Annotated in this window: 11 protein-coding genes; 3 read left to right on the top strand and 8 right to left on the bottom strand. The window is 47.9% G+C overall.

Features of this window, described 5'->3' with window-relative positions:
• Window positions 1-19 precede the first annotated feature (19 nt).
• Together AOA63_RS11540 and AOA63_RS11535 are read left to right on the top strand one after the other, a co-directional pair.
• Window positions 20-946, top strand: coding sequence for a ribokinase (locus AOA63_RS11540; protein ID WP_053959834.1), 927 nt, complete (start codon window positions 20-22; stop codon window positions 944-946).
• 464 nt (window positions 947-1,410) lie between these two features.
• Window positions 1,411-1,833 (top strand): OsmC family protein, encoded by a 423-nt coding sequence (locus tag AOA63_RS11535; protein WP_242848383.1) that lies wholly within the window; start codon window positions 1,411-1,413, stop codon window positions 1,831-1,833.
• Window positions 1,834-2,428: 595 nt separating this feature from the next.
• Here the strand turns inward: AOA63_RS11535 and AOA63_RS11530 are convergent.
• The 4 genes from AOA63_RS11530 to AOA63_RS11515 all read right to left on the bottom strand — a co-directional run bounded on the left by AOA63_RS11530 (window position 2,429) and on the right by AOA63_RS11515 (window position 8,308).
• Window positions 2,429-4,243: a flagellar assembly protein A gene (locus AOA63_RS11530; RefSeq protein ID WP_053959832.1), complete on the bottom strand. Its 1,815-nt coding sequence runs from the start codon at window positions 4,241-4,243 to the stop codon at window positions 2,429-2,431.
• Between the two features lie 235 nt (window positions 4,244-4,478).
• On the bottom strand, window positions 4,479-6,152 hold the full coding sequence (locus AOA63_RS11525) for a sensor domain-containing protein (protein ID WP_053959831.1): 1,674 nt from the start codon (window positions 6,150-6,152) through the stop codon (window positions 4,479-4,481).
• Window positions 6,153-6,356: 204 nt separating this feature from the next.
• Window positions 6,357-7,577: a diguanylate cyclase domain-containing protein gene (locus AOA63_RS11520; protein ID WP_053959830.1), complete on the bottom strand. Its 1,221-nt coding sequence runs from the start codon at window positions 7,575-7,577 to the stop codon at window positions 6,357-6,359.
• A complete protein-coding gene (locus AOA63_RS11515) occupies window positions 7,574-8,308 on the bottom strand; it encodes a response regulator transcription factor (RefSeq protein WP_053959829.1) in 735 nt (244 codons plus the stop codon). The genes AOA63_RS11520 and AOA63_RS11515 overlap by 4 nt, the downstream gene beginning before the upstream one ends.
• A gap of 651 nt (window positions 8,309-8,959) precedes the next feature.
• Between AOA63_RS11515 and AOA63_RS11505 the strand changes: the two genes are divergently transcribed.
• Window positions 8,960-10,003 carry a hypothetical protein gene (locus AOA63_RS11505; RefSeq protein ID WP_053959827.1) on the top strand — a complete coding sequence of 348 codons (1,044 nt, stop codon included), beginning with the start codon at window positions 8,960-8,962 and terminating at the stop codon, window positions 10,001-10,003.
• A 133-nt stretch (window positions 10,004-10,136) separates the two neighbouring features.
• On the opposite strand, the gene AOA63_RS19355 is transcribed toward AOA63_RS11505, so the two are convergent.
• From AOA63_RS19355 to AOA63_RS11490, 4 genes are read right to left on the bottom strand one after another with little or no spacing between them, the layout of a single operon-like run.
• The gene (locus AOA63_RS19355; RefSeq protein WP_053959826.1) at window positions 10,137-10,763 is read right to left on the bottom strand and encodes a response regulator transcription factor; all 627 of its coding nucleotides are present in this window, start codon (window positions 10,761-10,763) and stop codon (window positions 10,137-10,139) included.
• Window positions 10,702-11,862, bottom strand: coding sequence for a sensor histidine kinase (locus AOA63_RS19000; RefSeq protein ID WP_206742826.1), 1,161 nt, complete (start codon window positions 11,860-11,862; stop codon window positions 10,702-10,704). The genes AOA63_RS19355 and AOA63_RS19000 overlap by 62 nt, the downstream gene beginning before the upstream one ends.
• 1 nt (window position 11,863) lies before the next feature.
• On the bottom strand, window positions 11,864-12,913 hold the full coding sequence (locus AOA63_RS11495) for an ABC transporter permease (RefSeq protein WP_053959825.1): 1,050 nt from the start codon (window positions 12,911-12,913) through the stop codon (window positions 11,864-11,866).
• The gene (locus tag AOA63_RS11490) at window positions 12,910-13,809 is read right to left on the bottom strand and encodes an ABC transporter ATP-binding protein (protein WP_053959824.1); all 900 of its coding nucleotides are present in this window, start codon (window positions 13,807-13,809) and stop codon (window positions 12,910-12,912) included. The genes AOA63_RS11495 and AOA63_RS11490 overlap by 4 nt, the downstream gene beginning before the upstream one ends.
• Window positions 13,810-13,997 lie beyond the last annotated feature (188 nt).

Genomic DNA, 13,997 nt, shown 5'->3' with positions numbered 1-13,997 from the left:
AGAAATGTGGGGAGTATGCATGTCGACACCTAAAATTGTTGTTATAGGCAGTATTGTGGTAGATTTGCCCTTAAGCCTGCCTCGAGATCCTGTTTTGGGCGAAACATTATTGGTCGATTCTATCGGATTAACTCTCGGCGGAAAAGCCATTAACCAAGGACTCCAAGCGGCTTTATGCGACGAGCCCGTCATCATTATCGGCAAAGTTGGTGAAGATATTTTAGGGCATTGGGTTATTGACCAAATGATCCAAAAAGGATTAGACACCCAAGGGATATTGCATAGCGGAATCACATCATGCGCCGTTCCAGTGATTTTGCCAAATGCTCAGTATATTTTACAAGTTCCCGGCGCTAATAGGTTCGTGACACCTGAAGATATTCTTCTGACTCAAGACTTATGGGAAAACGCTGAGATCTTACTGCTTCAAGGAGAAATCCCCATCGAGGCATCTTTAACCGCTGCGCAAATAGCTAAAAACCGACATATGTTAGTCATTTGCGATCCGGCTCCCGCAACAGCCATCACCGATGAGTTGTTAAAATGGGTTGATGTCCTGACGCCCAATGTGCAAGAACTTGCAGTATTATCTCACCTTGATGGCGCAACAATCGAAGAACAGGCCGAGCAAGTTTGGGTTAACCATTCCCATTTTCGTGCTCTCATTGTCACACTGGGTGATGAGGGAGTATTTATTCAAACTCATGACATTCCTGGCCAAAAAATCCCTGCGCCCACAATTACTGCTCTCGATCCGACAGCTGCCGGAGATGCATTCAATGGTGCCCTAGCACACAGCATTAGACACGGACTATCATGGGACAAGGCTTGCGAAGTCGGCTGTTGTGCAGGAGCTTTAGCAGCAAGCCAAAAAGGCGCTTCTATCAGCCTGCCTCCATTAGCTACAATATCAGAAATGTGGGCTCAATTTTATGCCAATCGATAGACATTCGCTTATCCATCCTGTTCCATGATCAATCGTACGAGAAGTTTCGCAATTAAAATACCCTATAGCAATAAATTTTGTGACAATTCGATCGCAGATCGACGGAGTTACCTATGATGTTCTCCGCGTAACGGCCGTATCATAATCCTCCTTATGCGACCAGTGAAATTGTTTTCAATGAGAAAGATATTGGATTAATTTAACGATTCTCATGATTGGTTATATGAGTTTCAGGATAAGCCATGCGCACCATGGCAATTTCACGTCTCGTTAATACGATAAAACTCTTCCCTTTTAACCACACTATGTGTTAGTTAAAATATTTTTCTCCCATTGCACCATTAATTCCACAACTTTATGACGTCATCGTTCATTTCTAAAAAATATATTGACATCACTGGTTAAAAAATCAATGATTCCTATTAGGTTGATATGAATTATAGGAGTTGAATGCTTTGGCCACGATGACATTTGAAATCCAGACCCATGGAAAGGGTGCAACCGGCTTTCACCGTACTAATACCGCAGAATTTTGGTCTGTTGAACAACGCATGGGCGGCGAAGCCGAAAAACCGAATCCCCTGGAATTGCTATTAGGTTCCCTTACCGGGTGCATGAATGTTGTTCTCCAAATGGTTGCGCACGAAAAGGGATGGACGGATGTGAATTCAGAATTTCATGCGCGCGGCGAACTTGATCCTCGTGGATTACGCGGGGATGCACCTGTGCCGCCATACTTTCACACGGTGACACTAGATATCGCCATCACAGGAATTCCCGAAGCCGAATTGGATTTTGTTCGCAGGGAAGTCGGTAGACGCTGCCCCGTTCACCGCCTTATCGAGCAAGCGGGCATTCCGATTCATGAGTCCTGGCATGTTCGATAACCACCGCTATTCGTGGTCACAAAATCGCCGGACAGGCTAAATTCCTCGCCTGACAACGCTATGCTCGGGTTTATAAAGCAAAAGCCCTCATCTTGATTGCAAAACTTTAGGGTCTCTGTGAAAACGCCTATCATCAACAGATACGGCGTTTTTGTCATGATTGTCATTTGAAACATTTACGGTAGCGTTGCTTTTTAATAACGATTTTGCTTTCAATTGTAAGATTTTCATGAACATCTTCCTCTTCTCACACCACAGACAGTAGCCAAATTCCATCTCCACTAACGTGACAAATCCAGGCATATGACGCGTGGCGATTATCGTGCCGATTAAGCCTCAGGGTCCTCTGCATCCGCCTTGCGGGAATGGCTTAATATGGTTCAGCGTTCGGAAGCGGAAAATATTCACTTCCTCGTTCGGGAAAGTGTTTAACACCACGAAAGATAACAAAGAGACAGTCCCAAATATAGGCCGGTTTATCAACGGCATATCTGTCCACGTAGTCCCAATGCAGGCAAAGGATAAGCTAGGGACCGATCAACGATTCGGATCCCCTAAAGAATCAAACCACTACATTAGCCTACATTAGCCTGCATTAGCCTTGATCGATCACAACATCAGTCATCGCAGTCGTAAAGTCTTCCGTATACGTTCCAATTTGCACCACAGTTTGAGGATGTATCAGGTGACTGCGCACAAAACCACGGGGATTGATAACGGAAACGAAGGTGTCAATGCTTTCTTCTGAGCCCAAAGTGCGTGCCGTTACGCTCTCTTGGGCCGTCACATTCCCTCCAATCATTTGGCCAGTGATATCCACCAAATCGCCCGATTCAATATCGCATAACCGGGCCTCTTGCAGGGTAACAGAACCGGCACTGCGAATCATGGTGTGAATGGCAACTTTCAAAAACACTCCAGATAAGAAGTTTCCTTGCTCTCCATGCTTGACTGTATCAATAAAGTGCTCAATGCCTTGATGAATGCGCTCGAGCAAAGTTACGTCTTCGATGTGAAATAGTTGCTCTCGTCCGATTACTGGCAAAATATCTTCCACCAACAGGCGAAGATCGGGATTTTTCCGGTAAGGAGAACGTGTCTTCATTTTTTCTAACCACTGAACTAATGAACGCCATTCCGGAAATTTGGTTTGAACCAGCCAGGCAAAAATTTTGCCTGGTACGACGTGGCTATCTGGCATCCGTTCACACACTTGGTGATAACCATGTTCCAATATCCAAAGCACTTCATTCAATCGCCGCAACTGCTCAAGGACTTCGGGATAAGAAACGTCTTGATACCCGGAATAAATCACAGCCCCTTGCGTTTCTCCAAAAATCCAAATCTGTTCTTTAGCCACAATTTCCGCGTCCATGACCGATCCCGTGATAATGATATGACCAGACGCGACTGCGGTTACTTTTCCTTGAACGTCCCCTTCAATGACCAAATCTCCATCGTAAGCCAGGGTCGTTCGCACAGGTCCTGTAAAAATTTTTTCCGGGATGACTTGCACATGGCCGGGTTCCCACCGAACCCGCCCACTACGCGTCGCCACCAGATGCATGCCCCGTTCCATCATTTCAACGCCGTCCCCAAGCTTAAAGACATTGGGAGGGGGAGCAGTGGGAAGAATCGGTGTGCCCCACACCGTGATTCCGGGATGAGAGGCTTCACCCGGCACTAAAATTCCGATTATCTCGCCGATTTCTACAAACCCTGGGCGGTCTACCGCAATGCCCTGGTAATACCGAATCTTGGTTTCCACGGGAAGGGGTTGATAGGATTCACTGGTTCCAGAAACAGGTGGGATCCCATGGGCCACCCTCACCGATCCCGACTCCTGGCGAGTGACGAAATCTACGAGAGTTTCGTGATCCACCCGGTCTGGATGAACACCTAAACGGTGTAACTTCTCAAGCACTTCTTCCACCGTAATAGGATCAGGCGCCTCCCATTCAGTTTTCACCGGAATCACCAAGCGGGTGGCAGGTTCCGTGGATTCAATAGTGCGGGTTTTCCCCATACGATATTCGACCGTCAACACAGCGATCATGCCCTCGTCATCAATATGGATGTCGAAACGGGAAAGAGGCGGCTCTGGAATCGTGGCAATCACAATGTGATCAGACGCTTCCACCACAACTTCATTCTCTTCAGCCAAATTGCCGTTTATTTCAACCGTAATCCCACTGTCGGCGGGGGGAACAATGATGATGGGATAGAGTCCATGGAGAGCATGAGGATTTTGCACATGAACTTGACCACCTGAATCAATCCAAATGCGTCCCGATGCTTCATGACGCCCTGGCAACAATGCGGCAAGATGACCTACTTGATGCAATGATGTCTGAACCCCGCGGAACAGATTTTTCACCGTGTCCCGAATGCGCTCAATCCATGTTGCCACATCATCCACCTCATTATTGATCCGTGCTGCTTTAATTTCCTTCTAACCATCAATCGCCTTTTGTCCATTGTGACTATGATCCCCATGAGAAAGCAAAGCCGTATCCGCTTTTCCAATTTTTTCTCGCTCTGGTCATTTTTCCGGTGCATACGCTGAACATGTGTTAGCCTTCACCGGATCGATTTTCAGCGCTCCTTTCCAATTTATGTATTCAGTCTTCTTGGTTGGTCATCTCTCATTGCACTTGTGTTCGCCGCGCGGCATTTTCCCACAACGGTTCTAAGTCCTGAGCAGGTTTCGGGGGACTAACGAAATACCCTTGAGCCACATCACATCCTTCATTCCGTAAGAAGTCGAGTTGTTCGGCGGTCTCTACTCCTTCGGCAATTACATACAAGTTAAGAACCTTGGCCATTTTGAGGATAGCAATCACAATCGCGGCATCCGTTGCACTATCAGGAAGCTGTTGAATAAAGCTGAGATCGATTTTTAAGCCATCCAGGGGAAGATTTTTAAGGTAAGCCAACGAAGAAAATCCCGTCCCGAAATCGTCCAAGACCACATTGATCCCCACATTTTTCAGTTCTCGCAATAAGGAGCGGGTATGGTCAATATCTTGCATGGCCGTTCCTTCGGTAATTTCGAGCTCAATCCATTGCGGATTTAATCCACTGATGGCTAAGGCTTCTTCAACAGCGGCCATCAATGTATTGTCTGAAAACTGTTGGGCAGACACGTTCACAGCGATTTTTACCGGATTTAATCCCGCATCTTGCCACATTTTGTTTTGAACACAGGCAGTTTTCATTACCCAGGTACCAAAAGCGCTTATCAATCCACTTTGTTCCATAACCGGAATGAATTGACCAGGAGGAATTATTCCCCAGCCGGGCTTGTCCCAGCGGGCTAGCGCTTCCATCCCTACCAGTGTTTTCGTCTGAATGTCAATTTGGGGTTGGTAAAACAGGCGAAATTCGTGGTTTTCTAAAGCCTTGGGTATCTGATTGCGCAAGGTCAACCGGAGCATATGACCCGCATGATATTGTGCGTCAAACGAGCAAATCGTGCTTCCCACAACCTCTTTAGCCTGGCACAAGGCCGCTACCGCATGACGGAATAGGGCCTCGATATTGACGCCATCTTCAGGATAACGGACAACGCCCATGGAAACCGTTAACGTCAGGACATCGTTGTCAACGAAATAAGGACGAGTCACGGCGTTGAGGACCGCGTGAGCGACACTTAATGCGTCACGGTCATAAGGAGACCAGAGGGCAAATTCATCGTCCGCTATTCGGGCTATAAGGATGTCCCCGGGGACACTCTGTCGAAGCCGTTCCGCAAACATTTTCAAGATGATGTCACCTACCGAAAAGCCGCGGTCCTTGTTAATATCCATAAAATGGGTAATATCCAACCATAATAAAGTCCCCTGGACGGTAGCAGATAATCCGTCTTGAATTTTTTGTTGGAAGGCATGGCGAGTCATAAACCCTGTCAAGGCATCTCGCTTATCCTCGTCCTCGTCCGGTTGTTGCAGACCTAGCTGACGAGGCTCCGAGAGGTCCTTCCGTTCTCTGACCAAAACAAGCAGCAACAACGCATCAATTCCCCAAAATGGTGTGGCATGGACTTCCAACCTCTTGAACGTTCCGATTTTGTGGCGGAACACTCCCTCAGAAATATCCAGGCGACGTTCCTCCAAGACACGTTGTATATGCGCATCAATTTGGTTTTTGTCACTGACAACAAGGTCGTAGATGGTGAATTCCTTCAGTTCGTCCCAGCGATAACCTAACATCATCAAGAGGGCAGGATTAGTAAAGATTAGACGCTTTGACTGCAGATCCACTAAAGAGACCCCATCGGTCATGTTCATGAGTATCGTCATTATAAAATCTTCCATCATTGTCGAACTCCTTATCCTGTTGCTCTGGGGAGTGTTATTTCAAGACCTCTTCAAGTTTCCATCGTCATCGTGCGCATCAATCCATAGCCGATAATCTGACCTTGTGACCTTCCTCATGCGTTAAGTGGTTCATCGGCATTGCCTGCAGGAAACTGTATAGCCGAACGATCTGGCGGATCAACTAAAGAGAAAGACGGAAAGACTTTAGGGAGACAGCGTCGATAACGAAGAAGAAAGGGGAACATGCTCTAAGGCATCCCACAAAGTACGATCGGCATGCATAAACAAATCCTCGGGAACATTCCCGTGATCCGGTGCCATAGCCATTCCAGCAAGCAATGATCCGAAACCCATATCGGCATCGTTCCGAATTTGTTGTTGCATCATCTTAATCCGTTCCGATATTACTCGGCGATTTGCCTCAAACAGCACTAAATAAAATCGGCCCATTCCGTCGTACGCCACAATATCTGAACGCCGAATCCGAGACTGCAAATACTCTGCGAGACGCCGGATACTCAAATAGGTTCGGCCTGGTTCCGCATCCATGACACTAACACTTCGGGGATCCTCCGTCAGGGCAATGATCCCTAGCCGGGTTTGTTGACGTTGGTTCCGCATAATTTCTTCTTCCAACCGTTCTCGCAAGTAGGCCAACGAATAGAGATCCGTGTAGGGATCCCAAATACTTGATTCTCGTCGTTGATTCACCCGCGCCAATATTCCAAGAATCTGAGCCGTCACGAAGTCGGGGCGTTCAAACGCGGTGATGAGTCCATCAACATGCCGCAACAAATTTATGGGCAGTTCACTCATCTCTGAACGAAAATAGAGATATAATGCGATACCGTCTAATCGGCGGTCATCACGCAAAACGGCACATAATGACTCCAGCTCGCGAAGAGGGCTTCCCGCATGTACCTGCAAAAGAATCATATGAGGGCGGATGATGCGTGCTGTACGCAGCACCTGCGTCGGCGAAAAAGGCATCGTAAATACCGAAATGGCGTGCTGGCGCAAGGCCTTTTCCCACTTAGGTGCCGGCTTATTGTCGACAATGACGACACGATCTCCCCAAGCCATATCTCCGGGAGATTCCAAAGCGCTCGGGGTTTCTCCTGCCATTTGACGGGTTGTTGCCTCAAGAACATAATCGAGACGTTGTTGAAATTCCTCTCCTCCCATGGATCCTTGCCGGACTGTCTCTTCAACCCATTCAAAAAATCCGCGGGCTGCCGGAACGATCTCGGAATAATCGAGAGCAACGCCCGTTCCCGCCAACTGAAATAAATAAAACCACAACGTCCGGACTTCGCGTTCCGTCATGGGGCCCAATGTCCAAAGATTTTTTAGTCGAGTTAAGTGCTGGAGCAATATGCGCGCACGCGCATGAAAGCGATTCGAGTCCCATAATTTGTCATTCATGATGAGATCACCTCCTGGGATGTCACAAAACGTACCCGTAAGACGTCGGAGCGGTACCGATATCCTGTACCGATGACTGTTTCGATTGGGTTGATAGAAAAATGATCTTGAAGCTTTTTTCGCAAACGGGCAATCGCCACGTCAACCGTGCGCACTTCCAAATCTAATGATTCCAAGCCCCAGACCTGATCTAAGAGGCTTTCTCGCGTCAAAATAATCTTGGGGGCCTTAAATAGCACTTCCAATAACTTGGTTTCCCGCGCTGAAAGGGTCAATTCATGTCCTTTAAATGAAACAATTTGTTGGTCAAGATAAATCACGAACTCCTCGGCGTCGCCTACCGGGTCGATTGTATGAGGGCGTTCTCGGGCTAGCCGGTAAATCCGTGAAAGCAAGCGACCAATAGCCACGGGTTTGGTCAGATAATCACTCGCACCCATTCTAAAAGCGGCCACTTCATCCCATTCGTCAAACATATCGGCAATCATGACAATCGGCGTGGCAGAATGTCGTCGCATTTCCTGGCATACCACTAATCCATGGGAATCAGAAACGCGGCGTTCTAAGATGACGACATCAATCCCGCCTTGGCGCAGTTCGCGAATACCGTCATGTCCTGTCGCGACATTAATGACGGTCAGTCCAAAATGCTCCAATGCGGCAGACCACGTCAGCCGGTCCCGTTCGGCTTCGGCCACAACCAAAATGTTGATACTTTGTTGTCCCGCCATGTCAACATTCTCCTAACATTCTTGCTCCATCAAAATAACAGGGAATGATTTCCTGCTTACTACTGGGGAATTACACGCATTTGACAACTCTAACTCGCTAATAAAAGGATAAGACTCATAAATGCATTAACCATTCATGAAATCGTCGAATCCTGTCACCTATAGGGTATACGATAGGGCGGTGTCATCGTCCATCGCCGACACAAATCACATGACTTTTGACCCATGGCTGAGTACAGGCATCGCGTGAAGAATAGGAATATCTTAGGACACGGGCAATAAGGAGCCGGGAGCTCCCGCGGATCACAGCGTGGTTGCAGTCAAGTCATAGCTGTCTACCGTATGTATTCTCATAGAAAGTTCGGGAAAAGGGTATTGGCCAAAAGATCGCAACACTCATGGCTTAGCCCATAGGTTTTCTGTGTTCTTTAAGAGCGGCGCTGTGTTGTAACATGCCGTGAAGCGTTGTCATAACGGTGTAATATTCCTGACACACGACCCGATTATGTTGATGATGATCCTGAAGATTAAGTTGCAAGCAAAAATTATGGAGAGAAAGTTGTTGATAGCATCACAACTCACGGATAAAGCGAAAAACCTCATGATTCCAAGGATTTGTCTAGTCAATGTCACACACGATAGGGATGTCTCATGACCACATATCCTCAAGATTTGCAGACCTTGCTGCTCGAATCAATTGAACGGGCGGAAGAAGCGTTAGACCGGATGAAAGCCGAACTCACCAAAGTGACCAAGAAAAGTGACGAGGCGTTTGACCTCAACGCATACATCCACGACAATCCCACTGCTTTGAATTTATGGGATATCTGGTGTCATCATCTTTTAGAACGCTATTGTGAAGAGGCGGCCGAAACATGTGATGCCTATATGAACACCGATAAGGAAACCGACACTCTGCGACATTCTTTAACGCCCGAAGATCTCCAACAACAAAAAAACCATCACCGGGATTATTTGCGCCACCTGCTATCGTCCCCCTTTCCCTCGTCACCAGAACAGGCTGTAGGCTTTCAGCGAGGCAAAAGGCTTTTTCTCGAAGGATGGCCGGTGAATCTCATGCTAAAATACTTTCAGTTCGAATGGCAGACATTGCAGCGCGTATTGCCCAATACGTCATGGGAACATCAAGGGCTCCGGACCTTGATTACGGACCGGTTAATCAAAGGTTTACATCTTCAGTGGCAAGCCTATCAGGAAATGGAATCATTTCGTTGGACCCTGGTCGAAAATGCCCTCGCAATATCTCATCCATCTTTTAAACCGCTGCACGTCCCTACAATGATTCGAGAAAGGCTTGGCCATCTCTGTCAGAAGGAACAACTCCTCGGTATTGTTCTCATGGATTATCGAAACAACGATCCCAAAGGGCAAGTCCTTGCCGGTGACTTTCCTCAGGTTCCTTCGGAGATTGTGGACATCACTGCCCTCATTCACCGCATACGCAACCAAGGACAGCCCCTTATCCTTAATGGTTTATTGCCTTATCAAGACACTTCTTCCGCATTCCCATCTCGCGCCGTGCGTTCTTTAGGCATATGGACACTACCTTCCCATGGAGCTTTGGGGTCCCCCGCCCTTCTCGTCTATAGTCTCTGGCCAGGGTATTTTATCAACGAAAAGACACAGAAGTTTTGGCACATGTTAAGTCTGATCCTGAGTCATTATGTCTTTTGAGGTCCTTTGCACCCATTCGAAAACGCATCCGTCTGTGAGAGTCTACTGCGGATGTTACGCGTGCCTCATTACCTGCCGGGGAGTGCCGACAAGCTTTCGGAATTAAGTTTTGTACATCGAAGAAGTATTTCGGTTAAATGATGCCTTTTTCCCGGGCAATGGCAATCGCCTCGACGCGATTTTTAGCCGACAGCTTACTGAAGATTTCGGTCCAAAGATTCTTCACCGAGCCTTCGGCTAAAAATAAAGCGGCAGCAATTTGCCGATTTGTCGCCCCATTTTGTGCAAGTTGCAATACCTTTCGCTCCCTTTCGGTCAAGGTCTCTTCCTGAAATAAGTCCGCCAGGCGTGCTTGCATACTGGGCGTAATCCACGTCTTTCCTTGCAAAACGGCTTCAATGGCCCGGACCACTTCATCGGTTGGTGTATCCTTTAATACGTAACCGGAAGCGCCGGCCGCCAGTCCCTGGCGTAAATACTCGTCTTTGGCAAAGGTCGTCAGTAATAAACAGCGCACGCCCGGACAGGTACGGCGGATTTCGCGGGTCGCCCAAATTCCGTCTCCATGAGGCATTTGAATATCTAAGAGGACCACATCTGGTCCCATGGTTCGGGCCAGTTCCACCCCTTCTTGTCCGGATGCTGCATAGCCAAGGACCTCAATAGCTGGCTGCATGGACAGTAAAGCCACGAGAGCTTCACGCACCAGAGATTGGTCTTCGATAATCATAATCCGCATCACAGATTTGTTTGCACACATCGTTTGAGACCTCCACAAGTTGCCCGGTGACCACCAATGATGTGCCCTGTCCGGGACGGCTCTGAATTTCGACTGTACCATTCCATTTCGCTGCCCGATTTTTTATCCCTTGGAGTCCGTGCCCTTCAGCTTGAATAAACCCTGTCCCATTATCCTCAATAACCAAAGTCCATCCGTTGTTATCGCCCTTTAATTGGATTCGAACTGTGCTGGCGTGGGCATGGCGCAAAATATTCGTAATCCCTTCCCGTAAAATCATATCCCAGTCCGTCAACAGCCCGGGACTCGCTGTCACCGGTGGATTCCAATCGAGTGTGGTCTGAATCTGCGCCCGCTTTAGTTCGTTGACCATGTCGAAAACCGGCGTATAGCTTGGCAACGTCTCGACGACCTGCCGCACTTCATCAAGAGATCGGCGAGCGATCCCTAATAATGAATCTGTTTCTTCCCGGCTCGCTGTCCATTGGGCGCGTTTCAAATGTTCCCGGATTAGCTCGGCCTTAAGCACAATCAGAGTGAGAGAATGCCCTAAGATATCATGCAAGTTTTGCGCAATCCGTTCCCGCTCTTGTAATTTAATGAGCTCTTTTTCTTGCTCCTGGGCATGTTGAAGGGCTTGGTACGCCTTTTGTAATGCGCGTGTTTGGCGTGTACTTTGGCTATTGGCCCACATCGCGAAAATAAACACCAGGCCGAAGACCACATCGAACATGACAGCATTGCGCGTGGGATAGCCTACGGCGCAATATGTCGCGACAATTCCCAAATACCCATCAACAATAGCCAGTACCTTATTGGACCAGACACTAAAACCCAAGTCAGTGGCTATCACAAAGGGAGCAAATACGCCCGCGCCTGATATCTTATAGGCTACAAAAGAGGCCATAATCACTTCCGCCAATAACCACCAGCTTGTCAGCGGCTCATGGTCCCACACTTCTAAAAAAGGCGCGATGGCTATCGCCATACTGAGTAGCAAGGTCACGACCCCCACCGGCCAAAAATGCACAGGACCCGTAATCAGCGCGGCAGACAGCGGGAGTAACACAACGGCAAAACGCATAACCCGCCAGAAGGTCAAATTGTCTTTCACCATCATCCTAAACATGGGGCGTTTCCCACCGGAAAAACTTCACAGCCAAGGCCCCTCCTATGAATCCCGTTAATGCAAGTGCCATCAGATCACTTCCTAAGTGGCTCAAAGGCGTCCCATAAAGCACCACCCCACGTAAAGCATGTGTCAGAAATCGCAGCGGCAAGATATTGGCCAATGGCCTGACAAAGGAGGGCAGCTGGCTTACGGGATAAAAGACACCCGCTAAGAACATCATCGGCAAGCTGACGATATTCGTCAATGCCGAAGCCAGTTCCATGGTACTGGCAATGCCCGCAATAAAGAAACCCACACTCATAAACGCCAATTCGCCCAAAATCAAAAAGGGAATCATCGCCCAAAGATTGCCGACGGGCTTAAATTGATACAATAACTCGGCCACACCCAGGATTAAAAACGCTTGTGCCATCGCTATAATCAATTGCGTTGTCATTCGGGCGGCAATAAAGATCGATGTGGATAAAGGCGTGCCGCGGATACGCCGCAATATTCCTTGACTGCGGTAGGTAATGAGAGAAGTACCCGCAAACAAGCCCGTATTCATTAAGGTCATACCTAAAATCCCCGGTGCTAAAAAGTCGATGTACGATGTGCCCTGAACATAGATGTGATGAACTGTTGCCTGAAATATTAAAGGCGCGTGTAAAGCCTCGAGATTCATACGGGTAATAACCCCTTGTAAAATGGATAAAGCCGTCTCGGATGTCGGTGCATTAGTCCTGACTAATGTAAGATGACGACCGGAAATCTCTACGAAGAGGGCAATTTTCCCAGATTTCAATGCCGTTAAGCCGCTTGTCTGAGACATGATACTGACCTTCATGCCCGGCACATGATGTAAAGCCTGAATCAAAGCTTGCTGGGCTATTCCGTGTCCTGTCACACCAACATGTGCGGAAAAGGCGGGACTTTGCCCGAAGGCCGTGCCCAGTAAAATCATAAACACGATGGGAAATGCAAACGTCCAAAATAGCGCATCCCGCGCTCTTAATAACATAAGCATATTAGCCCGGACTAATGCCCCGTAGGCTTTCATACCGCAAGTCTCCTTCCTGTCAACCGCAAGAATACATCCTCTAGGGTTGCTTCATGAATACTGAGCCGGTGAATGGTGCCACCATGCTGCCGAATCGCCTCGAGTAAAGTCCCTAACTGATCCGCAGCGTTAACGACATGCGCTACAAATTGATTATGATCGTGGTGAAAGTTCCAGGGAGCTTGTAATAAAAAATCGAGATCTTCCCCTTCCAAGATCACGGTTTGTTCCGGGGAATAATCCCGGAGCAATTGCTCAACGGTTCCTTGCACCAAAATCTGGCCATGGTCCATAATCACCACAGTATCGGCTAAATAGGACGCTTCCTCCATATAATGCGTGGTTAATAGCACCGTCCGTCCTTCTTGCTGCATAGACTCTATAAGAGCCCAAATATCGCGGCGCGCAGCCGGATCCAGTCCTGTCGTCGGTTCATCTAAAAAGACCAGTTCGGGATTATTAATCAATGCTAACGCCAAGGCCACACGCTGCTTTTGCCTACCGGATAGTTGGGAAACCCGTTGATGACGTTTTTCAAACAACCCCACATATTTCAACAAAGCATCCACAGGCCGGTGATAAGAAAAAAATGCCCCAAACAAGCGCAGCGTTTCCTCGACAGACAGGCGATCAAAAAATGATGTATTTTGTAAACTGATTCCAATGCGGTTTTTAACCTGGCGAGCATTTTTCCGCACGTCTTCACCTAATACGTAAATCTCGCCAGCATCCGCTGGGATTAACCCCTCTAAAATTTCTAGCAGAGTGGTTTTGCCTGCGCCATTGGGTCCTAAAATGGCCACGATTTGGCCTGGGGGAATGGATAGGGAAACATGATTTAAAGCGGTGACAGATTCATATTGTTTGACCACACCGGTGACTTCAATAATGTTCATGAGTGTGCTAAGCCTCCTTATCGTCAACGCTAACGGATTGTTTAATGCAATCATGACGGAAGGGCGGAACCAGCACGAGAACCGAAGGTCATCACTTGTTGTGACTTTCGTCACCGGACTCAAAATTGCCGATAAACTCCATCACAAAACCCACATATCCCATATGAGGAATCAGCGGACAAACAGTA

Origin of the sequence: Sulfobacillus thermosulfidooxidans (assembly GCF_001280565.1) — a bacterium.
GTDB classification, from domain to species: Bacteria; Bacillota; Sulfobacillia; order Sulfobacillales; family Sulfobacillaceae; genus Sulfobacillus; species Sulfobacillus thermosulfidooxidans_A.
Note: the sequence above shows the minus strand (reverse complement) of the source record. Positions and strands in the feature narration are given on the sequence as shown.